Below are 23,917 nucleotides of genomic sequence, written 5' to 3'. Positions count from 1 at the left end.
TTGAGCCAATGGCTTGATTTTGTTGCCTTGGCTTGCTGGCTAATCAGTCGTACTGTGCACAGCGGCTGCTCATAATCGAGTTGTGGTTATTTTGCACTCGCTCAATGATTTGGGCGCGTTGGCACTCGGCCGCGCTTACCGGATATTGTTTGTCCCAAGCTTGCATTAACTTGCGTTGGCTGCTGCTCATGGAATAACGCGGATAGCTGGCTTCCATGTACAGATAGCTGCGTGCAATGGCTCCGCGGGCGGCTTCTGGAGGTTGAACTTTGCGTTTTTCTATACGTAAATCACAGCTGCCAAAGTCCGATTTGGCCTTGCTGAGCATGGCAAAATTGAAATTGGAGCGAGCTGCATTGACCGCGCCAATAGCGGGATAGAGATTGTACATATCGGCTTGCATTAAGCGGTATTCGGCGCTGGTTTTTTCAGCGCAGCGACGCCCTTTGTAGGCCTTACCTTTACTATTCACACACTGTGGATGACCCTCGCGCCAAGCCTTAAAACTGCGACCAAAGTTTTCCGCGGGTACCACATGTTCGGTTTCGTAGCGGGCTAAGCGATTGAGGTATTTGCTGCTGGCAAAACCACTATTTAGTTGCACGTGTTTGTTTTCGTCGAAACTGGCTTGGCAGTAAAGAGTACGGCGCGATTCTGGTGTGGCATAGACCTGCTGCAACAGCAGTCGTTTAGCTGTACTAAAAGACTCAATGCTTTGGTTGCCCTTAGCTAAAACCAATGGAGACAGCAGCAGGCTAAGTAATAGAACAAATAAAGCCGCAGGGCGAGCAGAAAATGGCGAGTACATCTTGATCTCAATTCAGCAAAAAACGCTGAAATTTAGCATGCGATTAGTTCAATATTCTAACTATCAATAGCGGGCTTGGTATTGAGACCTATTAGGAGAGAGCCAATCATATGTGTTGTGGGCTAAGCCTGATTTTAGGTCGATGTGAGTATATTTGCTAACAGATAATTAATATAAACGTATATAAGCTGCTTGCTGATACATTCACACTATGTGGGCTTACGCAGCATCAGAAAGTGCATTGAGGCTAAATATTTAGAAGCTGGTGTCCACTTCCCCATTAATGAGACAGTTCTAAAGTAGAGTTTTCCAGTTTTGCTCGGTAAGCAGCCGGTGGCAAATTACCGAGACTTTCATGGGTTCGTTCTTCGTTGTAATCCAAACGCCAGAACCAAGCCATTTCTCGGACTTGTTCTAGCGATTCAAATAAATACGCATCCAAAAATTCTCGACGGAACGAGCCATTGAAACGTTCCACAAATCCGTTTTGCTGAGGCTTACCTGGCTGGATATAAACCAGTTGAATATGGTGCTGTTCACACCAATCTGTCAGCCTTGCCGAGATAAGCTCAGGCCCGTTATCGACTCGTAATTGAACCGGTAGACTACGCTCAGCTTTAATTTGCTCAAGTACGCGTACAACGCGCTCTGCTGGCAATGAACTATCTACCTCAATGGCAAGGCATTCCCGCGTACCTTCATCTACTACATTAAGTGTGCGGAAGCGTTTCCCGCAATAAAGTCCGTCATGCATAAAATCTAAGGCCCATTGATAGTTGGCTTTCGCTTCAACCTGTAATGGTTGCGCAATTCGCTTCGGTAATACTCGTTTAACCCGCCGTTTAAGGTTGAGTCCCATTTGGCAATACACGCGATAAACGCGCTTATGATTGAATGGATACCCTTTGTAACGCAGTCGGCCAAAGCACTTCCAAAAGCCCGCTCTGGGGGACTTCTTAAGCTCAGAATTCAACGCATCAATGACAGCAGCATCCCTTTGACGCCAATCGACTAATGGCCGGTAATAACTTGAACGGCTGATGTCAGCCAAGGTACAGGCTTTCAGAATGCTCAAGCCGGCACCGACCAATAATTGGGCACAGCTCCGTTTTTCTGCTGTCACCAGCCCTTTTTTGCGAAGAGTTCCTTCATCGCATGGTTTTCCAAACTGACTTCGGCAAATAACTTTTTCAGCTTCGAATTTTCCTCTTCCAACTCTTTGACTCGCTTGAGTTCAGAAGCATCCATGCCACCGTACTTAGATTTCCACTTATAGTACGTGGCGTTACTCATTCCGTGTTTACGACAGATATCTTCGACCTTCATCCCCGCGTCAGCTTCTTTGAGAATGTTGACGATCTGCGTTTCGGTAAAGCGTGATTTTTTCATGGCGTTCTCCTACGTTAATGAGTGTAGAAAACTCCATTTAAATTTGTGTCATTTTAGGGGAAGTGGACACTGGCTTACTAATCTAAACATGATTTGTTTTACGCTGAGTAAGCATGAGATGGCGGGTGGATTTCCACTTTTGGAATCAGTTTGTTACCTCATGTATCCATCTAGAGTAATGGCCAAGGGAGACTTATATCTTAGTTTAACTGCCTGTTCACAAATAAAGAAACTAAGTCCTGTATTTTGGTGTTTGTTTTTGATTTCTTTGATCGCCTTTTTTACAACGGCCTTCATCTTGCCACGATATAGTTGAGATGCTGGTGTTGCTAACAGTTCTGTTGTTAAGTGGGTCATCGCGTTGTTGCAAAACTTGTTTGCTCTAACAGCTTGAATGTAAACCTCGAGTGTTCTCACTGTAGGTGCATGCTGTTTAAACGTCTTACTTTCCGGAAACATTTGAGTAAGTATGTATTGCAAATTTTCTCGATCATCTTGGTCTAGCGTTGCTGGCGAATTTGACATTATTTATGTACCTAGTTAATGGTTATTGATTTTAAATAACTTATAAATTCGGATTCCGTCATCATTGATGTCGATATATCTATCATCGGCGATTTGGTATCGGGGGAGATAAAAGCGAATTGCATTCCTTCTATTGCGCCATCTACTTCTAGGAAGAACTTAATACCACTACCTTTAAGTACTTTTGTTGACGAAAAGCTCGCGAATAAGCCTTTATAAATAGTACTTTCAGACTTATTTGTGAGTCCATGAAGTTTGTCTAATTGAATTTCTAGTACTGAGGTTTCAGTGCCGTCTTCAAGAGTGATGGGGGACTGAGAGGCTTCGTGTTGTTTAACTATCAATACAACAAGGTCTTTTTTGGTTATATAAAATCCCTTGTCCTCTTCCATTAAACGTACTGCAGACCAATCTGAACTAACGGGAAATTTATAGCCACTGAATATTACATTTTCTAACGCTAGGCTTGCGAAGCTGACAAATAGTAGAGCGGAAAATAGTGCTTTTCTCACTTTAATCCTTGTAAATGAGTCAAGTAGTGCCATCGATGTTATTTTATACTGACTTATATGTCAATATCGTGGTCAAATCTAGTGTTAATTACCGCGCAGCAAAATCTTCTACGGCAAAATCGATCAGCGCTCTTACCTTTCTGGGCATTACGTTGCCTGCTAAATACACTGCGTTCATCGGGTTGGCTTTCATACAGTAGTCGTCAAGTAGCATCACTAAGCGCCCTTCTTTTAGCTCGTCGTGTAAAACGAAGTCGGGGCATAGGCAAATACCGCGGCCATCTATCGCCCAATCTCTGGCGATGCGGGCGCTGTTTACCATTAAGTTGCGACTGGGGTTAACGGTGATTTGCTGGCTGCCGTTGTAAAACTTCCATTTGTTATGGTCACGGCGGTTGGTGTCGATGATGCACAGGTGTTCTTCTAGCTCTTTGGGATGCTTGGGAGTGCCGTGTTGGGCAAGGTAGTCTGGGGAGGCCACCGCGCAGCTGGTCACTTCGCCGAGCTTGCGGGCTTTGAGCGTGACAATGTCGGGCATACCTATGCGAAAGGCTAAGTCAAAGCCGCTGGAGGCTAAATCAACGTGGGAATCGCTGAGTCGCAAGTCAAAGCTCACCCCTGGATGTTGCGCGGCAAATCGGCTGAGTAGGCCGGTAATGTAAATTTCGCCAAAGGTGACCGGGGCGGAGATGCGCAGCAGGCCGTTAAGGCCTTTCGATTGTTCTGATACGCAGCCTAGCAGATCGTCTAACTCTTCTAGTAGTGCCGGGGCGCGGGCCAGCAAATCTTGCCCAGTGGGGTTAGGCCGACCTTGCGGGTGGTGCGTTGCAGTAAACGGGCGCCGACGCGTTCTTCCAGTTGTGCCACATATTTAGAGGTAATGCGATTGGATACCCCCAAGCGTTCTGCGGCTTCGGTAAACGAACCCGATTGTGCGGTGGCCACAAAGGCTTTTAAACCATCAACTAAATCCATCACTCTTTCCCCATTGAGAACATTTTGGTGATTGTTATTCTATATAATTACCATTGTATTGAAAAGTTCTCCGGCCGATACTTTTCCCATAGCAAACAGGCAGCCCAACAACGGGCATCGCATTTAGGAGAGAGGGTGATATAGCCATTATGGGTTCTGGTTTAGCACGGACTTGGCGGACCTAAGATCCCTAGCTGTATGACTGTCTACGCCGCCTTAAGCAACGCTCGCTACATCGAGCCACTAGCTTACTTAAACATTCATTTGGGCTACATCTTGGGTCACGGTACACAAATCGCGCCAGCTTGGTTGTCGTGCTAATTATTAAGATTGAACAGAGGACATTGTCATGATTGAGCAAAAAACCGCAGCCTATGCAGCATTACTACTACGTTTAATTTCCGGTGGCTTATTTGTCGCCCACGGCCTAACTAAGGTGTTTGTATTTACTATTCCGGGCACCGTTGGCTATTTTGAAAGCTTAGGCCTACCAGGATTTGTTGCTTACTTCACCATTGTGGCAGAGCTATTCGGTGGTTTGGCCTTGCTATTAGGTGTAGCCACTCGCTGGGTATCGGTGCCGCTAGTGGCCTTGTTACTCGGTGTGGTTTGGGCTCATTCTGGCAATGGTTGGGGCTTCACCAATGCCGGTGGTGGTTGGGAGTTCCCGCTATTTTGGGCGGCAGCACAAGCTGCTATTGGTTTATTGGGCAACGGTGCCTTGGCACTAAAAATCCCAGTGGCGAATAAATTATTCGGTCAATACGCCTAAGTCGGCTAGGGGGCCGTTGGCCTTCTAGCGAATAATTTGCTTGATCGATAATCGCACAGATAACAGGATCGATATGAATATTGCTTCTTCATTAAAAAACTTGGCCGAGCGTTTTAAGGCTTCTCCCAAAATGCCCTTGGTATTTTTGGGGCATGGTTCGCCAATGAACGCTATTGAAGATACCGCCTACAGCCGCCGTTGGGCTGAATTTGGACGGTCATTGCCTCGTCCACAGGCAATTCTCATGATATCGGCACATTGGATGACCCAAGGCAGCACCTTGGTAGATGTGTCTGCCGCGCCGCGCACCATTCATGACTTTTACGGTTTTCCTGATGAGCTTTATCAACTGCACTATCCAGCGAAGGGCTCGCCTGAGCTAGCCAAGCAAGTGGCCAGCATGTTGGCCGACTACCAAGTGAAAACCGATGATAGCTGGGGCTTAGACCATGGCGCGTGGAGTTTATTGCATCATCTCTACCCAGCGGCTGATGTGCCGGTGTTCCAGTTATCTATTGATATCACCAAAGATCTGAACTGGCAGTTGGGCATAGGTAAGGCTTTGGCCAAGCTGCGCGAGCGCGGTGTATTGATCATTGGTTCGGGCAATGTGGTGCACAACCTAGGTGCCTTGCAATTTAACGGTAAGGCGCACGATTGGGCGCTGAAGTTTGATAGCGTATTTGCCGACAAGCTTAATCAACGTGACTTTGCTGGTTTAGCCAATACCAAAGCCTTGGGCAGCCTATTACGAATGGCCAACCCCACCTTAGAGCATTATGCTCCCGCTTTAACCATTGCCGGTGCTGCTAACGCTAAGGACCAACTTATTTACACCAGTGAAGGCATCGATTTAGGGGCGATATCGATGCGCTCGTTCATGTTTCATGCTTAAGCCATACTTAGGAGAGTTTTTATGTTAGTTGACGGTCAATGGGTAGAAGATTGGAAACCCATGCAAAAAGCCGATGAGAAAGGGCGCTTTGTTCGGCAGGTATCGGGTTTTAGAAACTGGATCACCCCCGATGGTAGCGCTGGCCCTACTGGTGAAGCCGGTTTTAAGGCTGAAGCCGGTCGCTATCGTTTATATGTGGCCTTAATTTGTCCTTGGGCTTCACGTACTTTAATCGCCAGAAAGCTAAAAGGCTTGGAAGATGTAATTTCCGTGACGGTGGTAAACCCAAAAATGACCGACCAGGGTTGGGAGTTTGGTGGTTATGAAGGCGCGGACCAAGATCCGCTGTTTAAATCGCAGTACATGCATCAGCTCTATACTCGCGCCGATGCTCATTTCACTGGCCGTGCTACGGTGCCAGTTCTATGGGACATGCAGCAAAACGTGATGGTAAATAACGAAAGCGCCGACATCTTAAGAATGTTCGATAGCGCCTTTGAGCACTTGGTGCCATCTAAGATTCGTTTATATCCCGAGCAACATGCCGCCGAGATTGATGAACTTAATCCACGCATCTACAACATGTTGAATAACGGTGTATATAAAGCCGGTTTTACTCAAGAGCAGGAATCCTATGAAGAAGCCTGTAACGAAGTATTTGCCATGTTGGACGAATTAGAAGCGCGCTTACAGGGGCAAGATTACTTAGTGGGAAATCAGCTTACCGAAACCGATATTCGCTGCTTTGTTACCTTGATTCGCTTCGATGCGGCCTACCACGGTTTGTTTAAAACTAACCGTAAGCAAATTGCCGATTACCCGAATTTGTCGGCCTATATGGAACGTATTTTACGCTTGCCTGGGGTGATAGATACGGTGAGCATCGACCACATTACCGCTGGCTATTATGCGCTGAAGGCGCTTAACCCTTCGGGCGTGCGCCCGGTTGGCCCAGCTCATATCGAGCAGCTGATTGCTTCGGTGAAGCAATCTTAAGTACCTTGTTTCATGACAAAAGCCAGCCCTTGTGGCTGGCTTTGTCGGTTTAGTCGTTTTGGCAATTGCTCAGCTTCATCTATAGTTCTAAAGCATTGTTGTATTTAGGATCAAGAGGTATAGGTATGAAGACGGTAGCAGTAATCTTATCGGGTTGTGGCCATTTAGACGGCGCCGAAATTCGCGAATCGGTATTAAGCTTATTAGCCTTGGAGCTAGAAGGGCTCAGTTATCGTATTTTTGCTCCAGATAGCGCCCAGTTTCATGTGGTTAACCATTTGGCCGCGGAGCCTGAAGAGGGCGCCGAGCGTAATGTTTTGCAAGAAGCCGCCAGAATTGCCCGCGGTGATATTAGCCCCCTAAGCGAATTAACGGTTGAGGAATTTGACGGCCTAGTGCTGCCGGGCGGTTTTGGCGTGGCCAAGAATTTGTCTGATTTTGCTTTTAAGGGCGCTGAGGGCGCAGCCGATGCTAACTTAGCGGCAGTGGTGAATGGCTTCTACCAAGCGAAAAAGCCGATTGCGGCGGTTTGTATTGCGCCGGCGATTATCGCCTTAATATTGGGTAAGCACGCGCCAACCTTAACCATTGGCAGTGATCCTGGCACCGCCGAGCAAGTGGAAAAAACCGGCGCGCAACATCAAAACTGTGCCACCGATGATTGCGTGGTGGATCAGCAACACCTGCTGGTGACTAGCCCCGCCTACATGGACGATGGCGCATCCATCAAACAAGTTTTCGCCGGTATTTCTAAGGCAATTAAGGCCTTTGCTAACTTGGCCTAATTCCTGTTGTTATTTCTGGGCTAGCCATGGAATGATAAGCGGTGCATCTTACTGATATTTAAGCCTAAATATGAAGAAAATAGCAATTATTGGCGAATGTATGATTGAGCTAAATGGTCAGCCCTTTGGCAGCATGCAACAAACCTATGGTGGCGATACGCTGAACGCGGCGGTGTATTTGGCGCGAGCCGCTAAGCAACAGCCAGTAGCGATTCATTATGTTTCTGCTCTAGGTGATGATGCCTTAAGCGAAGGCATGCGCAAGCGCTGGCAGCAAGAGGGGATTAATACCGAATGGGTATTACGCGACTCCACTCGCTCGCCGGGTTTATATATGATTCAATTAGATGAACATGGCGAGCGTAGCTTCTTATATTGGCGCGAGCAGTCGGCGGCTAAATACCTGCTGCAACATAGCGAGTTTGCGGCGGTGGCCGAGGCGCTTCGCAGCATGGACGTGCTGTTTGTGAGCTGTATTTCCTTGGCTATTCTAGAGCCAGGAGATCGTCAGCATTTGTTAGGCTTATTGCAAACGCTGGCCGATGCCGGGGTAGAGATAGCCTTTGATAGCAACTATCGCCCCCGTTTATGGCCGCAAGACCAAGGACAAACGGTGAGGCAGGTTTATCAACAAATGGCGGAGCGCTGTGATTTAGCCTTGGTGACCTTCGACGATGAACAAGCGCTGTGGGGCGATAGTGATTATCAACAAACCTTGGCCCGCTACCAACGATCAGGCTGTGGCAAGGTGGTGGTTAAACTGGGTGCCGAGGGCTGTGTTTATCAAGATTTCGCCAGCATGACACAAGCTGAATTGGTGCCCACCCAAGCGGTGCAACAGGTGGTTGATACCACCTCGGCGGGGATTCTTTTAATGGTGGCTTTTTAGCTGCCTACTTAAGCGGTGCAAGCCTGTCTCAAGCCTGTAAGCAGGGCAATGGGCTGGCCGGTTTGGTGATTCAACATCGCGGTGCGATCGTCGCTAAAGACCTGACCCGTTCTTATTTCAACTCTATTAACAAGGATTATTGATGACCACCATTACTGAGCAAATCAGCAAATATAAGGTGATCCCCGTGATTGCATTAGATAAGGCCGAAGATATTCTACCTTTAGGTAAAGCCTTAGTTGAAAATGGCCTGCCGGTGGCGGAAATTACCTTTCGCTCCGACGCCGCCGAAGAAGCGATTCGCTTGTTACGTGCCAGCTACCCAGAGATGCTAATTGGTGCCGGTACTGTGCTAAACCGTGAGCAAGTGATTGCAGCGAAAAATGCCGGTGCTACCTTCATCGTTTCACCGGGTTTTAATCCCAATACCGTAAAGGCTTGCCAAGAGCTGGATATTGAAATAATTCCGGGGGTGAATAACCCTAGCACCATTGAAGCCGCCTTAGAAATGGGTCTGACTTCCTTGAAGTTTTTCCCTGCGGAGGCCTCGGGTGGCATTAACATGCTTAAGTCTTTGCTTGCCCCTTATGTGGATATTCAAATTATGCCTACTGGTGGCATTAATACTTCTAATATCAACGACTACCTTGCCTTGCCACGAGTGCTGGCCTGTGGTGGCTCATGGATGGTAGACAAGGGCATGATCGCTCGCGGTGAATGGGAGCAAATTGGCCAGTTAGTGAGAGAGGCGGTGGCCTTGGTGAATAACTAGCCGGTTTTGTTGCGAGTTGTAGACGACAACCGGCTTTAGGCGGGTTGTTTGCTTTCGGTGATAAGGCTGTTTTCGGTGTTTTTCAAACAAGACCTTGTGAAGGTGCAGCAGCTGATGACCGATGGCAAGCTACGCGCCAGCATGATGCTTACCCATACCTTCGACTTCAACACCATTGGCGAGCACTACCAAGAACAGGTAGTAAATAATAAAGGTTTGTTAAAAGGCATTATTTCGTTTTAAACGCGTAAGCTGGCTGAAGCACCGTGAAGAGTGCTCAGCCAGCTAAATTAAAATTGACATATTACGTGGAAAAGCCTTTGCCCTAGAAAACCATTGTGTATGTTTATTTGCCTGGTATTATTGCCTGCGATTTAGTTGATGATAATAGTGAAAAATGGAAACAGGCGACGTTCTTGTAATTGATCTCTTTGCCGGACCTGGGGGTTTAGGTGAGGGAGTGTCTTCAGTCATGGCACCGAATGGGAAACGTCCTTTCAAAATTGGGGTCTCTGTAGAGAAAGAATCTTCTGCTCACAAAACTCTTACAACCAGAGCTCTTTATCGAAAACTAAAAGATGTTGAAGGGGGCCTAATAAGTTACAACGAGTATTTATTAGGCTCTATTTCTAGAGAACAGCTTTTTAAACGATATCCCGAGCAAGCCAAAGAGGCTTTAAGTGAAACATTGCATCAGCCTAGAGCACTTGGCGATGACAATCGTATTATTCACGACCGCATTACTGAATTAGTGAAACGACATGGTAATAGGCCAAAAGTCGTTATAGGTGGCCCGCCATGCCAAGCGTACTCGCTCGCCGGTCGTTCTCGTAATGCAGGGATAGAGGATTACACCGCCGAAAAAGACCATCGTAACTTTCTTTATAAGGAATACCTTAAAGTTCTCTCTATCGCACAGCCGGACGTATTCGTAATGGAGAATGTTCGAGGTATTCTCTCTGCCAAAATTGATGGAAACATCATGTTCCCTCGAATTCTTAAGGATTTGAGAGCTCCAGGGCGAGTGACGAAAATAGCTACGCCAAGGTATAAAGTTTTCTCATTGGTAATAGGGGCGAATAACCCCAAGAATCCTGAATACGAAAACTCTGCTGATTTCTTAATTAAATCAGAAAAATATGGAGTGCCCCAAGCGCGTCATCGCGTCATCGCGTCATTTTATTAGGTGTGCGTGCAGACATTGTTAAGGTTCCGGAAACTCTTTCACAGTTTGCTAGCCAGGCCTCAGTAGAGCAAGTGTTAGCCGACTTGCCCAAATTAAGAAGTGGCTTTTCTAAGTGTAAAGACAACGCGACTGATTGGGGGAGAGTTGTTTCTAAGAATGCTACCCAAGTTAAACGACTACTGAAGACGCAATTTAAACAAGCAAAAGATTTAGATATTAAACCACTTAAAAATCTAGCTCGTTCTGCGGTCCAGCCCGTCGAGTACCCAATTCAAATGCCCGAGCACTTAATTGAATGGTATCGAGTTGTTGAGCCACCTTGTGTGTTAAACCATGAAACTCGTGGTCATATGAAAAGTGATTTGCTTCGTTATGCTTACAGCGCTGCATATACACAGCTAAGTGGTGGCACTTCTCCTAAGGCGAGAGATTTCCCAGATGATCTTGCTCCTGCTCATGAAAATTGGACTTCCGGCTCTCATGCGGACCGCTTTAGAACTCAAGCGGCAAATAAGTGCTCAACAACGGTGACAAGTCATATTTCGAAAGATGGACATTATTTTATTCACTACGACCCAAAGCAGTGCCGAAGCTTAACTGTCCGAGAGGCGGCTCGTTTACAAACATTTCCGGCGTTGTTTCCTAAATCAGATTGAACTAACTCAGCAGTCGCGGATCTGATCTGTATCTATATCTGTCGGGTCACCAAACATGGGTAAAGCGAAAGGCAACATCACCAACTGGAAGCTGTACAACAGTGCACTGAAGCAACGCGGCTCATTGACCTTCTGGATGGATGAGAAAGCCATAGAACTATGGAATAACACTGAGCGCAGTGGTCGTCGAGGGCGCAGCCATACTTACAGTGACACCGCTATCGCAACTGCGCTGATGATTAAAGGCGTATTCAAGTTACCACTGCGTGCTCTTGAAGGCTTCATCAACTCATTGTTTCGCCTGCTCAAGGTCGACTTAAAATCTCCCGATTACAGTTGTATAAGTAAGCGAGCAAAGACTGTTGAAGTCAACTATCGCCTACCTAGCCAAGGTCAAGCGGCTCACCTCGTTATCGATGCTACAGGTCTTAAGGTGTTTGGCGAAGGAGAGTGGAAGGTGCGTAAACACGGCGCTGAAAAGCGTCGAGTCTGGCGAAAACTGCATATGGCAGTAGATGCCCAGAGCCATCAGATAGTGAGTGCTGAGGTCTCGATGGACTGGGTTCACGATAGTGAAGTGTTACCCACCTTGTTGAGACCGCTGCGGCGCAAAGTGAAAGCAGTAAGCGCTGATGGTGCCTATGACACACGGCAGAGCTATCAAGAAGTACAACGTAAGAAGGCTGTTGCACTAATCCCTCCACGCAAGAATGCAGGTATGTGGGAAGCGGGTCACCCACGGAACGTTGCAGTAAAAGCCTTGAAGCAAGGTGAGTTGGAAAACTGGAAACGGGACAATGCTTACCATCTTCGTTCACTATAGGAGACGGCGATGTATCGTTTCAAACAACTGCTTAGCGACAAGTTGAGTCTACGTTGTTACAACGCCCAAGTCGGTGAAATCATGGCCGGAGTGTGCGCGTTGAACAAAATGAGCAGGCTAGGTATGCCTGCTCGTCAGCTAGCTGAATAAAGAGGAAAACGCCTTGAGGTTACTGCATTTTTGGCTCTGAATTGATCAACAAGGCCAACATTTCCGGATAACTATTTATTTGAAGGGAATCGAACACAGCAGTATGTGCAAGTAGGAAACGCTGTACCACCGTATTTGGCACAGCAGATAGGAAAAGTGGTGATGGAGTTGCTTAATCAAAACGGATAATGCCTGGCCTTGCAGAATGTTGTGAAGCTTTGAAGCTAATGTCGGATAATATTTGGTCTTTTAGCCTGAATATAGGTTTCCCCAGCCACTTATTATTGAAGTTAGGAATCGCTCCAACCTGATACATAAAGCTAATTTTCACGATGTACTCTTGCCCATCAACGATTACATTAGGTAAGCGATAAATACCTGCATGAGCAGTGTTGTCCTTTTGTTCTCTGAAAAATGTATAACTTTCATGCTCTTTGGGGATCATTGCCGATAAAAAATATCTGTTAAGTTTGGTTTTCCGTTGCGCTTGATCACATTCGGCAGAGAGTTCTAGAAAACCTATTTTAGTTGCTTCATGTACAGTTTTTCTCGTAGCTTTAGAGCCTTGGCTACTATCCAAAAATTCTTCGTTTAGTAAAGTTTTTATATTTCGGCCAAGATTTTGTTTAATCTTCGGCTCTTTGTTGCTGTCCGCTAAATATGAAGGTTCAAACTCGACCCAACTACCTCGCTTATTTTTCGGTGCATTATCTTCTAACTTTTCAATATGGTAGAAGGAGTTCAGGTGCGCTTTTACATCACTATCTGCGCTGATTCGCTTTCCTATCTGATTGGCAGCATCAGTCCATACAGAAGGTTCTATGTGCTCATACATTGCCTGTATATGGTCATGAAGTACTGGTTCTAAACCAAGTTCTATTGCTATATCAGGTTCTTCTGCAGCATTTTTTACACCTAAGGTTTCATTACCAATTACAGACAGCATGGCCTGAATTTTGTCTGTGGTTTTACCTTGAAAATCACTTAAGCTTTCATGTTCAGTGGCGCGAGCTAAGTTGAATAATGAATCTGTCGTTTTTTGTGCCGCAGTTGAGACTCGGCCTTCCCAGCTACTTAATGCATCGAACACTTGATTATCTTTAGTTATAGTAGCAATTCGCTCTTCTAGATTTTTTTGACCTGATTTGAACTGAGTTTTGTCTAAAACACCCCAGTGTATAGGGTGAGGTATATCGGTATATCGTTCATAAATAACTTGCATTACAGGCTCGACAGTTCCTGCGTTGCGAGACCAAAAGTACAAAATGAAAGGACCACTTAACGATAACTTACGTAGAACTTCTGCAATTGGTCCTGCTAATTGTTTTTCATCAAGTTTTTGAAGCTCTTGAAGGTTGAGGTCAGAAATGACGATACGTGGCTTAATCATGTCGAGTCTAACATGATCTATTCCTGACACATTGCCGGGCTCACCTCCCTGATAGCGGATAGGGAAGCATGGGTAGCCAATGCGCGTAAAACTCTCTTGAAGCTCATCTAAGTCTTCTTTGTTATCATCGATAAGAACGATACTTGGCAAACTGATCATTATGGTTCCTAACTAAAAATAATTACTACTGCTGCACCCTGGTAAGCTTCAGGTAGGTCTAAATCTTCTGGGTTACATATTTGAAGTCTACCCCGATTGTTTCCATTACTTTATCGGCGTAGTAAAGCCCAACTCCCATACCCCCAGGTCTAGATGTCTTGAAAGGCTGAATTGCTTCCTCTGGGGTCAAACTAAAGCCTGGACCATTGTCCATAACTACTAATGCCGGACCTTCTTTAAACCAGTGAGGAAGGGTATCGATGCGTATAGCAGGCTTAAAGTCACTGCCTTTTTCTCAGCTTGTAAGTTCGTCCAATGAATCGAGTTATCGATTAGATTAGTTAAGGTTGCTTGAAGTAAACCGAATGGGGCAGTAACCTCAAACGATTCTGATTCGTCGGTATTTACGGGGCACGATACGGTCACATTGTGGTGTTCAAAGCGATGTGTATTAAGTTTGATAATCTTTTGAGTAAGAGCTTTGATGTTAAAAGTTTTTTGTTCATTACGGCGGAGAAGTGGTGCAAAACCCTCTAGTAGTTCAGCAAGATGCTCTGCTCGTTTTAGAAGGGTTTCGTAATCATCAGACTGCCGAATTGCTTCGTTTAGGTCATCCACCCCCTCTCTACCTCGTGAAATATGTAGTGGTCAAGTAAAACTGGCCACGGTTTTATAGTTTTTCCAGTACAACTCTTCAGCCTGATTCGGTGGCAACATCTTGTTGTGCTGATGTGGCCTGACTTGGCTGAAATACCCTACGATATAATCCGTTATGGCGTGCTTGGCTTCTAAAAAAGTTCGGTAGCCTAGCTCTGGCATCCATTCTGTCTTCAAACTTCTAAAGAAACGCTCCATCGGCGCATTATCCCAACAATTACCACGGCGACTCATGCTCTGTTTGATTTGATATCGCCATAGCAACTGTCGATATTTAACACTCGTATATTGGCTGCCTTGGTCTGAGTGAAACATTAGTCCTTGAGGCTTACCTCTCAGTTCATAAGCCATCATCAGCGCCTTGCTAATAAGTTTACTGTCAGGGCTCAAAGACATTGCCCAACCAACAGGTTTCCTTGCATATAAATCCAGTACAACCGCTAAATAAGCCCAACGATTCCCAGTCCAGACATACGTGATATCACCACACCAAACTTGGTTAGGCGCATCCACCGTAAACTGGCGAGCAAGAACATTGGGTGCAACAGGATGCTCGTGTGTCGCTCGTTTATAGCGATGCTTTGGTTGTTGGCAGCTAAACAACGCAAGTTCACGCATCAAGTTGCTAGCGACATAACGGCTTAAGGGTGTACCTGTTTGCGTAACCATTGCTGCAATAGTGCGAGCTCCCGCAGAACCTTCACTCACTTCAAATGCTTCTCGAACTTTCTCTTTAAGCACAATGCGATTCGGTGTTTCGCCGACCGCTTCATCACGCCAATATTTGTAACTACTTCGATGAACACTGAATAGCTGACATAAATGATTAGCGGGAAAGCTCTCTTGAAGCCGATGAATTAACGCAAACCTTTCAGCTCGTCCGACATCAAGAGAGCGGAAGCCTTTTTTAAAATGTCTTTTTCCATTTCAAGGCGTTTGACCTGCTTTTCTAGCTCACGAATACGGCGTTGCTCATCCGTCATGGGTGTCGCCTTAGGTGATTCACCACGGCGCTCTGAGCGAAGTTGTCGCACCCATTTATCCATCGTTGAGTTACCCACGCCCATGGCTTCAGCGGCCTCACGAACGCTGTAATTTTGGTCTACAACAAGCTGGGCAGCTTCTAGGCGAAATTCGGGGCTAAAGTTAGGTCTTCTTGGTTTTGTCATTAGTTCACCTGTTTTGTCTCTGAGGTGAGTCTATCACCTCTAATCAGGTGGCCAAATTCACTATGCCACTACAATATTACAGCTAAATTGATACCAGCGATGCCAGAGCTTAAAGTGACCTCTCTCATTTGAAGGTAGTCTGATTCAATTTGTGCGACTTTACCGCTCATTTCTTCTTCAAGTTTGTGTTTTTTAATTGTTTTTTTAATGTCTTCAATGCTTTCGGTGAAGCGAGTTGTTGCTGGTGACGCGTCCTTAATGTCTCCTTTTAGGTAGGCGTCAAGAGCTTCACGATCACACTTTCTGATGCTCCCGGAGTCACTAACGCTTATATTACTTTGGGGTCTACGACCTTCAATTCTTCTAATGAAGGAAGCAAAACAACTACATATACCAGAGTTAGCGCCTTTTTGTCTTCAGATAAGCTTAACCATGCTGAGTTGGCGAGAGAGTTGGCCAAAACTACTGTTGATAATATCCCAGAAGTGGCAAATAAAGATGTTTTGAGTATTGAACTTCGATACGGCTATGACATCGGCGTTTGGTCAAAATGGTCAAATTCTAGCCATGCTTTCGATCCGATGGAGTTTACAGAGCTAGATTAAGCTTCAACAAAAATTGACGGGTTTACTGGTAATCAACGGCGCTGATTTAGAAAGGTTTTAGGTTGTTCGTCTTGTGCTTATTTTTTCATCTGGACGTTTATACAACTCGCTTTAGCTAGTATTGGGTCAATGCCGCAACGGGCTAGCATAATATTGAACTCGCTCTGGCTTGCGTTTTGCCAATTTTGAGTATGGTTGTTAATCGTTTTCTATGGGGTCGATGATGCTTTGCGACTACCTTGTAAGTTAGGTGAGTTTGCGAGGTCGCAGTAAGACATTATTGGAGGACATCGATGTTTCACTTTTTGAACTGAATAAAAAGATTTCCAAAGCTGATGTACGGGAAGTTGAACATCTGTGTGATAAAGGGGAATACTTGATTGGCCTAGGTTTTTGCATCATGCAGCGGTACATGTTTGATGTACTGAGGGATGTTGATATCAATCCCTTTGAAGCAAGAGCGTTGGGTCCTTTCAGTACTTTCGGAGAGCCTGTTGCTGAGCTAATTCATTCTGCTGCTAATTACTGGAAACATGAACCTGAATGGCATATTTGGTTGGAAAAGCTAAAAGAACGATCGCAAGAAACTGTAGACAAGGTACTTCATCATAGGGACTCGGCCCACTACCCCTTATCTGATTTACTAGCAGACTTAAATGGTAGTTTAGAACATACTCTTCTGGGCTGTTTGCCCCATCTAGCTGATTGGCGAAAGGCAGTTTATGAGCATATTGAAAAAAAATGAATAATAAACACATCTAGCCACCGATGCACTTTATTAAGCCTTTAGGTGATCGTTGTATTGCCAGCAAAATTATCGAGTAGAAGATATAACAATGTTAGTACTAAGAGAAATGAGGTTAGAGGAATTTCCTGCTTATCGAGATTATTTCATCGATGATTACAGCAAAGAAATTTCAGAGAATTATGGTCATTCAATGGATGTTGCCATTCAACTAGCGGAAACTGAGTTGAATTGTTGTTTTCCAAATGGGGTAGAAACTGCGGCTCATTCTCTATTATGTATAGAAATTACCGTTAATCATAAACCTCAATTGCTGGGCTATTTATGGCACTCACCGAATCAGAATGATAGTGCAACGTTCATCTATGATTTTTATATATCCAGTGAATATCGCGGTTTAGGTTATGGTACGCAGGTCATTTCTGAATTAGAAAAACAGTTATTAGCGCAAGGTATTAAGCAAATAAAGTTGCGCGTGGCCTACCATAATGAGCGCGCTTTAAAACTGTACAAAGAGCTTGGTTTCGCCATAACCGGTTTCAATTTGTCCAAACAATTGGCGTCTGAGTAAAGGCAACGAATGGGCATGGAGGCATAGAAAGTGGGAAAGCGTTGAACATTTCAAGCAAGTACAAGCTAAGAGGGCAAAGGTCAGCGTTATTTTTGTTGCCGTCATATTCTTATTTGTCTTCACAATGATATTTGGTATAGGCAGTCTTTTTAAGGATTCTGAGCCCTACAAAATGTCATTTAACCAGGTTGTTCATTCGCAACAAGTTCGCTCTTATCTGGGTATACCAATAGAAAGAGGCTTCATCAGTGGCAATATGCAAATTTCTGGTCCGGAAGGGGTAGCAAATTTGTCATACAGTATTGAGGGACCAAAGGGTGAGGCTAGCGTTGCGGTAAGAGCTTTTAAGGAATTAAACAAATGGTCTATCGAATGCCTAGTTGTAAATTATGAAGGTGATAAAGAACAAACCACCATCGTTCCGTGTCAATAAAGCACCTAACAAGCCGATAAACTTCGCCTCTACACTGCCAGTTATTGGGGTGAGGCTGCATAAGGAAAGTTAATGAAAAAATGGAAAGCATTGTTTTGGTTAGTGGCTATTTTCTTCGCGAGAGACCTTTTGGGGATGCCATTCTCAAACAATATTGATATGTCTGATTTAATCGGTCTTGTTATCAGTGGTATTTCATTGATTCCTCTTTATGGTTATGCCTATCAAGTGGCTATTGGAACCAAGCTAACGTCAACTTTAATTTTTCTGTTTAATGCTTTGGCTGTTTTGGCTGGCCTTATTTATGGCGTAATTTTAGCCCTGGGCGGAATAGGTATGTTTCAAGTCTTATGGTTTTCGTTCATTCTCGCAGCGTTTGGCGCTATATATTTGTATCCTCAATTTATGTATGCGTTTAAATCTAATAGCCTATGGCTGAAAAATGCATAACAAGGCGCGGCATTCGCAGGCAAAAAACCTAGGTTGGGACGTCTGACATTCTGCCGCGCTTTATTTCGGTCGAGCCATGTTTGTTGAAGGTGTTTCCATTACTTTCGGTGAAGAGCCATAAATTATAACAATGGCTTACCGGTATAGCGCAATGGGCACCAACATTAGGGCTGAAACTCTTGGGACTTGCTGGAGCCAATGACTAAGTGAACATCAAATTCAGAGAAGCGGAAGTTAGAGATCTTGAGCGCTGCATAGCCATTAGAGGCATGACAAGAGATAACCCTATCTCTAGAGAGAATCTGAGATTAAACGGTGTGACAAAAGAGGCATGGGAACCCTTATTGCTAAATGGAAGTATTATTGGCGATGTGGCTGAATTCGAAGATGAAGTGATTGCCTTTTGTTTCGCTGATATGGCAACTGGCGAAGTTCTTGTTTTAGCTGTATTACCCGAGTATGAAGGGAATGGTATAGCTAAAAATCTTCTTAGCAAAGTGGTAGAAAAGCTTTTTCACTCCGGCCTAAATAAGCTTTGGCTGACGGCATCTTCGGATCCTGATGTAAGAGCTCATGGGTTTTATCGACACCTAGGCTGGCGGTTTTCGGGTGAAACCGATCATATAGAAGATGAAGTGCTTGAATTAAGAAAACCATAATAAGCACTTGAATCGGCTTCGGCACAACTTTGCTGCATTGCTTTGCATGGCCGTTATCAGCTTTTAAAAGGATAGAAATGCGAATTGCGGTCTTATCCGATATTCATAGCAACGTATTTGCCTTGTCAGCTGTATTGGCAGATGTAAGCAAGCATGGCGTAGATGTTACGGTGAATTTAGGCGATATTCTTTATGGACCAATAGCTCCGAAATACACCTACGAGCTGCTAATGGAAAATCAGCTGGTCACGGTGCGAGGAAATCAAGACCGGCAAATCTATGAAGCAAGGGTAAGTGAGATAGATGCCAATCCAAGCATGCAGTTCATACTCGAAGATCTTGGTTCCAAACCCCTAGACTGGATGCGCCAGCTGCCCTTTAGTCATCAATTAACTGAACAAGTTTTTCTTTGTCATGCCAGTCCCAGCGATGATTTAGTCTAGCTGCTAGAAAATGTTGAAACAGGCCGTGCTGTAGTGCGTCAGGATAGTGAGATAGTGGCCCTGTTAGCGGGTGAAACATCACAGTTTATATTGTGTGGTCATGTCCACTTCCCCTAAAATGACACAAATTTAAATGGAGTTTTCTACACTCATTAACGTAGGAGAACGCCATGAAAAAATCACGCTTTACCGAAACGCAGATCGTCAACATTCTCAAAGAAGCTGACGCGGGGATGAAGGTCGAAGATATCTGTCGTAAACACGGAATGAGTAACGCCACGTACTATAAGTGGAAATCTAAGTACGGTGGCATGGATGCTTCTGAACTCAAGCGAGTCAAAGAGTTGGAAGAGGAAAATTCGAAGCTGAAAAAGTTATTTGCCGAAGTCAGTTTGGAAAACCATGCGATGAAGGAACTCTTCGCAAAAAAGGGCTGGTGACAGCAGAAAAACGGAGCTGTGCCCAATTATTGGTCGGTGCCGGCTTGAGCATTCTGAAAGCCTGTACCTTGGCTGACATCAGCCGTTCAAGTTATTACCGGCCATTAGTCGATTGGCGTCAAAGGGATGCTGCTGTCATTGATGCGTTGAATTCTGAGCTTAAGAAGTCCCCCAGAGCGGGCTTTTGGAAGTGCTTTGGCCGACTGCGTTACAAAGGGTATCCATTCAATCATAAGCGCGTTTATCGCGTGTATTGCCAAATGGGACTCAACCTTAAACGGCGGGTTAAACGAGTATTACCGAAGCGAATTGCGCAACCATTACAGGTTGAAGCGAAAGCCAACTATCAATGGGCCTTAGATTTTATGCATGACGGACTTTATTGCGGGAAACGCTTCCGCACACTTAATGTAGTAGATGAAGGTACGCGGGAATGCCTTGCCATTGAGGTAGATAGTTCATTGCCAGCAGAGCGCGTTGTACGCGTACTTGAGCAAATTAAAGCTGAGCGTAGTCTACCGGTTCAATTACGAGTCGATAACGGGCCTGAGCTTATCTCGGCAAGGCTGACAGATTGGTGTGAACAGCACCATATTCAACTGGTTTATATCCAGCCAGGTAAGCCTCAGCAAAACGGATTTGTGGAACGTTTCAATGGCTCGTTCCGTCGAGAATTTTTGGATGCGTATTTATTTGAATCGCTAGAACAAGTCCGAGAAATGGCTTGGTTCTGGCGTTTGGATTACAACGAAGAACGAACCCATGAAAGTCTCGGTAATTTGCCACCGGCTGCTTACCGAGCAAAACTGGAAAACTCTACTTTAGAACTGTCTCATTAATGGGGAAGTGGACAGTCATACTCATATACCGCGTAGCGTCGTTACCCGCTCTGGGCAATTAGTCGTCAATTCTGGCAGTGTTGGTTTGCCAGCCTACAATGATGCCGAGCCATCGCCGCACCTGATGGAAAACTACAGCCCACACGCAAGTTATGCCATTTTAGATTGCAGCACAGTTAATGCCGTTGTTGAGCATATTCACGTTGCCTATGACAATCACAGAGCGGTAAAGGTGCCAGTTTAAGAGGTCGCAATGATTGGCTGCATTATCTCACAACAGGGCGGGGCTTATAGCAAGCGCATAGAGTTAAGGGTTTAGTCGGTAAGCCAGCCGAAGGCTCGGCTGGCTTGGTCGCTTACAGTTGAATCACCGGTTGAACTCGGCGCTGCAGGTGTTGGTAGTGACGAAAATCCACTTGGTAACCACAGCTTAGGTCTACATTACCCTTGCTCACTTCTATTTGCTCGGCGCCCAAGGGCGAGAAGGGTTGGCAATTAAAACCTAGGGTGTCCCAACTGCTAGGTTGCAGTATGCTTAATAGCTGTTTCACGATATAAGCATGGGTGCTGCCCAAGTTGAGGTTGGTTTCCAAGCTTACATAAGAGCTATGCTGCTCTGGGGTAACATGGATGGTGGCGTAATGTTCACCACGTAGCGCGTTCATCGAGTAGCCGTAAGGCTCGAACAAGTAGTCGTCGATGGTAAAGCCGGGAAACAGCAAGTCTAACTTAAGCAGTTGCCTTACTTGCTCTATAGACTGACCTTCGCTACGCAGATAATCTGCGTTTGGCCCTTGTACGTGATACATCAACAGCTCACAGGTGATGTCTCTGGGCGGCGGTGTAAAGGCCTTGTCTAAGTGGCAAACAAAGTGGTGATGACTATCTAAATAGCCTAACTGGTAGGCTTTCATCGGCATGGCCTCGCGCAAGCGACTTAAGTCGGTTTTTGGGCAAGAGGGTTGCAGCTGCAGTTGATACTCATTTTTTCGCTGGTAGCTAAGAAAGGCGATGTTTTCACTGCCTAGTTGCTGAGCCAGCCAAATCGCCGCATCCACCAAGGTAGTATTGCCGCAGGTCAGCATTAAACAACGCTGATCCCAAACAAACAGGCTGGACTCGCTAAGCAAATAAGCATCACAGTGCTCATTGCTGATTTGCGAGAGGATCTCGGCTTTGGCAATGTGTACTGCTTGTGACCAAAATTCATAGCCTAGCGAGCGTAGCGAAGGGCTACCGGGCACCAGGCTTAGCTCGAGTTTTTTCTCCGAGCCTTCAAAAAACAAATGCGTCATCTTAGTTAGCCCTCTGCATAGTCTTCTAAATAGGTGTAGCCGCGCAAACCCGCTTCTAGTTCAGAAAGAATGGCACGCTGCTGGTCTTTGGCGATGTTTTGTCTTACTAGCTCACGATAGCTGCGTACAAATTCATCACTGTTTAAATTCACGCTGGCTAATACATCTTCTACGGTGTCGCCGGGGTGAATGTCTACCACTTCGGCCTTACCTTTTGAGTTGATCACTACCGCTGCGGAGTCGGTATCGCCAAATAGGTTGTGTAAGTCTCCAAGAATTTCTTGATAAGCGCCCACCAAGAAAAAACCCATTAAATAAGGTTTATCTTTGTGCCAGGTTGGCACTGGCAAAGTGGTTTCTATGCCACTGCCATCCACGTATTCGTCGATGCTGCCATCGGAATCGCAGGTAATATCGAGGATCACCGCGCGGCGTTGCGGGGCTTGGTCTAATCCCGATAAAGGCAAAATAGGGAATACTTGATCGATGCCCCAGTTGTCGGGTAGTGATTGGAATAGCGAGAAGTTAACAAAAAACTTATCGGCTAAGCGTTCTCTAAGCTCATCCAACAGTGCTAAATGGCTACGATTGAGGCGCGATAAGCGCTGCTGGATTTCGTAACTTACTCGCAGGTTAAGTTGCTCTGCCCAAGCACGTTGCTGCAGATTGATTAGCGACAGGTTGAATTGAGTATGCACTTCGGCTAAATCACTTTGGCTGTCGTGGTAGCTTTCCACTAAGGCGCGTTGGTCTGAACCCTGACTCAGTTCAGTCCAAGTGCTCCACATGTTGTGCAGCAATTGCGGCGCGTCTTCGCTTGGCGCGGCAATGTCTTCGGGTTGATAGCTTTCGCTGCCAATTACATCGGTAATCAGTACTGCGTGGTGGGCGCTTAAGCTTCGACCAGATTCAGACATAATCCGTGGCATCGGTTGTTGCTGTTGCTGGCAAATATCGCCAATGCTGTAGACGATGTTATTGGCGTATTCACTCATGCCGTAGTTCATTGAGTTGGCATTTTGGCTGCGGGTGCCATCGTAGTCCACGGCTAAGCCGCCGCCCACGTCGATGCAGCTAATTTCAGCGCCCAATTGGCGTAACTCGCAGTAAAAACGAGCCGCTTCGCTCACGCCTTTACGCACATCGCGAATATTGGCGATTTGCGAGCCTAAGTGGAAATGCAGTAATTGCAAGCTGCTGAGCATTTCGTGGCTTTGTAACTGCTCAATCACCTTTAATACTTGAGCGGCCGACAAACCAAACTTTGATTTCTCACCACCACTGGCTTGCCACTTGCCTTGGCCTTGCGATGCGAGGCGCGCACGAAGGCCTAAGCGTGGGCTTACCCCAAGCTTTTTCGCTTCGCTAAGCACCATGCTCAGTTCGGAAAGTTTCTCTAGCACGATATACACTTGGTGGCCGAGCTTCTCGCCAATTAGCGCTAGGCGAATATATTCGCGGTCTTTGTAACCATTACAAACAATCACCGAGCTGGCTTGCTGGGCCATGGCGAGCACGGCCATAAGCTCGGGCTTGCTGCCTGCTTCTAAACCCAGTTGACGTTTTTTGGCTGAAGGGCTGCCTAACAAGCCTTTAACTACGCTGTGTTGCTGGTTTACTTTGATTGGGTAAACCGCTAGGTAGTCACCTTGATACTCATAATTGGCCATGGCTTGGTTAAAGGCTTCACAAAGCCGCGCCACGCGGTCTTCCAATATCTGTGGAAAACGGATCAGCGCAGGCAGTGAAATACCTTGGCGATTCAGCTCTTTACTCAGTTGGCTTAGCGCTATTTCAGCATCGGGATGCGCCGAGCTAGGCTTCACCACCACTTCACCTTGTGGGTTAACCGTAAAGTAACCCTGACTCCAGTAAGGAATGTTGTAAAGGTTGCAGCTATCTTGTGCAGACCAAGTGGATTTGCTCATG

At 45.8% G+C, this 23,917-nt stretch carries 28 protein-coding genes and 3 pseudogenes; 20 read left to right on the top strand and 11 right to left on the bottom strand.

Features of this window, described 5'->3' with window-relative positions; translation table 11 throughout:
- Positions 1–43: 43 nt before the first annotated feature.
- The 6 genes from AR383_RS12160 to AR383_RS22110 form a co-directional block, all read right to left on the bottom strand.
- A complete protein-coding gene (locus AR383_RS12160) occupies positions 44–808 on the bottom strand; it encodes an endonuclease I family protein (protein WP_055733377.1) in 765 nt (254 codons plus the stop codon).
- Between the two features lie 280 nt (positions 809–1,088).
- Positions 1,089–2,197 (bottom strand): IS3 family transposase gene (locus tag AR383_RS12155; protein WP_157051611.1). Its coding sequence is split into 2 segments (ribosomal slippage): positions 1,089–1,948 and positions 1,948–2,197, totalling 1,110 coding nucleotides; the frame shifts between segments, so codons are not numbered across the junction.
- 153 nt (positions 2,198–2,350) lie between these two features.
- Complete coding sequence (locus tag AR383_RS12145; RefSeq protein WP_055733376.1) at positions 2,351–2,722, bottom strand: hypothetical protein; 372 nt, start codon at positions 2,720–2,722, stop codon at positions 2,351–2,353.
- 11 nt (positions 2,723–2,733) lie between these two features.
- Positions 2,734–3,234 carry a hypothetical protein gene (locus tag AR383_RS12140; protein WP_055733375.1) on the bottom strand — a complete coding sequence of 167 codons (501 nt, stop codon included), beginning with the start codon at positions 3,232–3,234 and terminating at the stop codon, positions 2,734–2,736.
- An 88-nt stretch (positions 3,235–3,322) separates the two neighbouring features.
- Positions 3,323–4,018: a substrate binding domain-containing protein gene (locus AR383_RS12135; RefSeq protein WP_232304738.1), complete on the bottom strand. Its 696-nt coding sequence runs from the start codon at positions 4,016–4,018 to the stop codon at positions 3,323–3,325.
- Positions 3,991–4,209 (bottom strand): helix-turn-helix domain-containing protein, encoded by a 219-nt coding sequence (locus AR383_RS22110; RefSeq protein ID WP_232304802.1) that lies wholly within the window; start codon positions 4,207–4,209, stop codon positions 3,991–3,993. The genes AR383_RS12135 and AR383_RS22110 overlap by 28 nt, the downstream gene beginning before the upstream one ends.
- Before the next feature lie 349 nt (positions 4,210–4,558).
- Here AR383_RS22110 and AR383_RS12130 point away from each other — a divergent pair, with 349 nt between their 5' ends.
- The 11 genes and pseudogenes from AR383_RS12130 to AR383_RS22675 form a co-directional block, all read left to right on the top strand.
- Positions 4,559–4,981: a DoxX family protein gene (locus AR383_RS12130; RefSeq protein WP_055733374.1), complete on the top strand. Its 423-nt coding sequence runs from the start codon at positions 4,559–4,561 to the stop codon at positions 4,979–4,981.
- A gap of 73 nt (positions 4,982–5,054) precedes the next feature.
- Positions 5,055–5,876 carry a 4,5-DOPA-extradiol-dioxygenase gene (ygiD, locus tag AR383_RS12125; RefSeq protein WP_055733373.1) on the top strand — a complete coding sequence of 274 codons (822 nt, stop codon included), beginning with the start codon at positions 5,055–5,057 and terminating at the stop codon, positions 5,874–5,876.
- A 21-nt stretch (positions 5,877–5,897) separates the two neighbouring features.
- Positions 5,898–6,872 carry a glutathione S-transferase family protein gene (locus AR383_RS12120; RefSeq protein WP_055733372.1) on the top strand — a complete coding sequence of 325 codons (975 nt, stop codon included), beginning with the start codon at positions 5,898–5,900 and terminating at the stop codon, positions 6,870–6,872.
- A gap of 125 nt (positions 6,873–6,997) precedes the next feature.
- The gene (elbB, locus tag AR383_RS12115; RefSeq protein ID WP_055733371.1) at positions 6,998–7,657 is read left to right on the top strand and encodes an isoprenoid biosynthesis glyoxalase ElbB; all 660 of its coding nucleotides are present in this window, start codon (positions 6,998–7,000) and stop codon (positions 7,655–7,657) included.
- Positions 7,658–7,727: 70 nt separating this feature from the next.
- Positions 7,728–8,689: pseudogene (locus tag AR383_RS12110) on the top strand (sugar kinase).
- Positions 8,689–9,318 carry a bifunctional 4-hydroxy-2-oxoglutarate aldolase/2-dehydro-3-deoxy-phosphogluconate aldolase gene (locus AR383_RS12105; RefSeq protein ID WP_055733370.1) on the top strand — a complete coding sequence of 210 codons (630 nt, stop codon included), beginning with the start codon at positions 8,689–8,691 and terminating at the stop codon, positions 9,316–9,318. The pseudogene AR383_RS12110 and the gene AR383_RS12105 overlap by 1 nt, the downstream one beginning before the upstream one ends.
- A gap of 75 nt (positions 9,319–9,393) precedes the next feature.
- Positions 9,394–9,561, top strand: coding sequence for an L-galactonate oxidoreductase (locus AR383_RS21570; RefSeq protein ID WP_157051727.1), 168 nt, complete (start codon positions 9,394–9,396; stop codon positions 9,559–9,561).
- A gap of 154 nt (positions 9,562–9,715) precedes the next feature.
- Positions 9,716–10,504 (top strand): DNA cytosine methyltransferase, encoded by a 789-nt coding sequence (locus AR383_RS22100; RefSeq protein WP_232304736.1) that lies wholly within the window; start codon positions 9,716–9,718, stop codon positions 10,502–10,504.
- A 2-nt stretch (positions 10,505–10,506) separates the two neighbouring features.
- A complete protein-coding gene (locus tag AR383_RS22095) occupies positions 10,507–11,160 on the top strand; it encodes a DNA cytosine methyltransferase (RefSeq protein WP_232304735.1) in 654 nt (217 codons plus the stop codon).
- A 55-nt stretch (positions 11,161–11,215) separates the two neighbouring features.
- Positions 11,216–12,133, top strand: a pseudogene (locus AR383_RS21305) (IS5 family transposase).
- A 57-nt stretch (positions 12,134–12,190) separates the two neighbouring features.
- Positions 12,191–12,322: pseudogene (locus AR383_RS22675) on the top strand (DNA cytosine methyltransferase); the annotation flags it as partial.
- On the opposite strand, the gene AR383_RS12090 reads toward AR383_RS22675, so the two are convergent.
- The 3 genes from AR383_RS12090 to AR383_RS12080 all read right to left on the bottom strand — a co-directional run bounded on the left by AR383_RS12090 (position 12,306) and on the right by AR383_RS12080 (position 15,508).
- On the bottom strand, positions 12,306–13,682 hold the full coding sequence (locus AR383_RS12090) for a hypothetical protein (RefSeq protein WP_055733369.1): 1,377 nt from the start codon (positions 13,680–13,682) through the stop codon (positions 12,306–12,308). The pseudogene AR383_RS22675 and the gene AR383_RS12090 overlap by 17 nt on opposite strands.
- A 219-nt stretch (positions 13,683–13,901) precedes the next feature.
- Entirely contained in the window at positions 13,902–14,300 is a 399-nt protein-coding gene (locus AR383_RS12085) for an ATP-binding protein (RefSeq protein WP_055733368.1), read from the bottom strand.
- Between the two features lie 30 nt (positions 14,301–14,330).
- Positions 14,331–15,508, bottom strand: a protein-coding gene (locus tag AR383_RS12080) for an IS3 family transposase (RefSeq protein ID WP_157051634.1) whose coding sequence is annotated in 2 segments (ribosomal slippage) — positions 14,331–15,238 and positions 15,238–15,508 — 1,179 coding nt in all. Because the reading frame shifts where the segments join, the coding sequence is not laid out codon by codon here.
- 410 nt (positions 15,509–15,918) lie between these two features.
- On the opposite strand from AR383_RS12080, the gene AR383_RS12070 reads away from it, so the two are divergent.
- The 9 genes from AR383_RS12070 to AR383_RS21560 all read left to right on the top strand — a co-directional run bounded on the left by AR383_RS12070 (position 15,919) and on the right by AR383_RS21560 (position 20,937).
- Positions 15,919–16,113 carry a hypothetical protein gene (locus AR383_RS12070; protein ID WP_055733367.1) on the top strand — a complete coding sequence of 65 codons (195 nt, stop codon included), beginning with the start codon at positions 15,919–15,921 and terminating at the stop codon, positions 16,111–16,113.
- Between the two features lie 280 nt (positions 16,114–16,393).
- Entirely contained in the window at positions 16,394–16,858 is a 465-nt protein-coding gene (locus AR383_RS12065; RefSeq protein ID WP_055733366.1) for a hypothetical protein, read from the top strand.
- A 91-nt stretch (positions 16,859–16,949) separates the two neighbouring features.
- Entirely contained in the window at positions 16,950–17,429 is a 480-nt protein-coding gene (locus AR383_RS12060; protein ID WP_055733365.1) for a GNAT family N-acetyltransferase, read from the top strand.
- Positions 17,401–17,862 (top strand): cytochrome c oxidase assembly factor Coa1 family protein, encoded by a 462-nt coding sequence (locus tag AR383_RS22670; protein ID WP_417858478.1) that lies wholly within the window; start codon positions 17,401–17,403, stop codon positions 17,860–17,862. The genes AR383_RS12060 and AR383_RS22670 overlap by 29 nt, the downstream gene beginning before the upstream one ends.
- Before the next feature lie 72 nt (positions 17,863–17,934).
- Positions 17,935–18,312, top strand: coding sequence for a hypothetical protein (locus AR383_RS12050; RefSeq protein ID WP_055733363.1), 378 nt, complete (start codon positions 17,935–17,937; stop codon positions 18,310–18,312).
- 206 nt (positions 18,313–18,518) lie between these two features.
- The gene (locus AR383_RS12045; RefSeq protein ID WP_055733362.1) at positions 18,519–18,971 is read left to right on the top strand and encodes a GNAT family N-acetyltransferase; all 453 of its coding nucleotides are present in this window, start codon (positions 18,519–18,521) and stop codon (positions 18,969–18,971) included.
- Between the two features lie 77 nt (positions 18,972–19,048).
- Entirely contained in the window at positions 19,049–19,414 is a 366-nt protein-coding gene (locus AR383_RS12040; protein WP_055733361.1) for a metallophosphoesterase family protein, read from the top strand.
- A 170-nt stretch (positions 19,415–19,584) separates the two neighbouring features.
- Positions 19,585–20,693, top strand: a protein-coding gene (locus tag AR383_RS12030; protein WP_157051611.1) for an IS3 family transposase whose coding sequence is annotated in 2 segments (ribosomal slippage) — positions 19,585–19,834 and positions 19,834–20,693 — 1,110 coding nt in all. Because the reading frame shifts where the segments join, the coding sequence is not laid out codon by codon here.
- Between the two features lie 7 nt (positions 20,694–20,700).
- On the top strand, positions 20,701–20,937 hold the full coding sequence (locus AR383_RS21560) for a hypothetical protein (protein WP_157051726.1): 237 nt from the start codon (positions 20,701–20,703) through the stop codon (positions 20,935–20,937).
- A gap of 112 nt (positions 20,938–21,049) precedes the next feature.
- Here AR383_RS21560 and AR383_RS12025 read toward each other — a convergent pair whose 3' ends face one another.
- A complete protein-coding gene (locus AR383_RS12025) occupies positions 21,050–21,988 on the bottom strand; it encodes an S-adenosylmethionine decarboxylase proenzyme (protein WP_229711259.1) in 939 nt (312 codons plus the stop codon).
- 5 nt (positions 21,989–21,993) lie between these two features.
- Positions 21,994–23,916, bottom strand: a complete 1,923-nt coding sequence (gene speA, locus AR383_RS12020; RefSeq protein ID WP_055733360.1) for a biosynthetic arginine decarboxylase — start codon at positions 23,914–23,916, stop codon at positions 21,994–21,996.
- Position 23,917 lies beyond the last annotated feature (1 nt).

It is taken from the genome of Agarivorans gilvus, assembly GCF_001420915.1.
Classification (GTDB): domain Bacteria; phylum Pseudomonadota; class Gammaproteobacteria; order Enterobacterales; family Celerinatantimonadaceae; genus Agarivorans; species Agarivorans gilvus.
The sequence above is the reverse complement of the archived record's forward strand: the minus strand, read 5'-3'. Positions and strand labels throughout refer to the sequence as shown.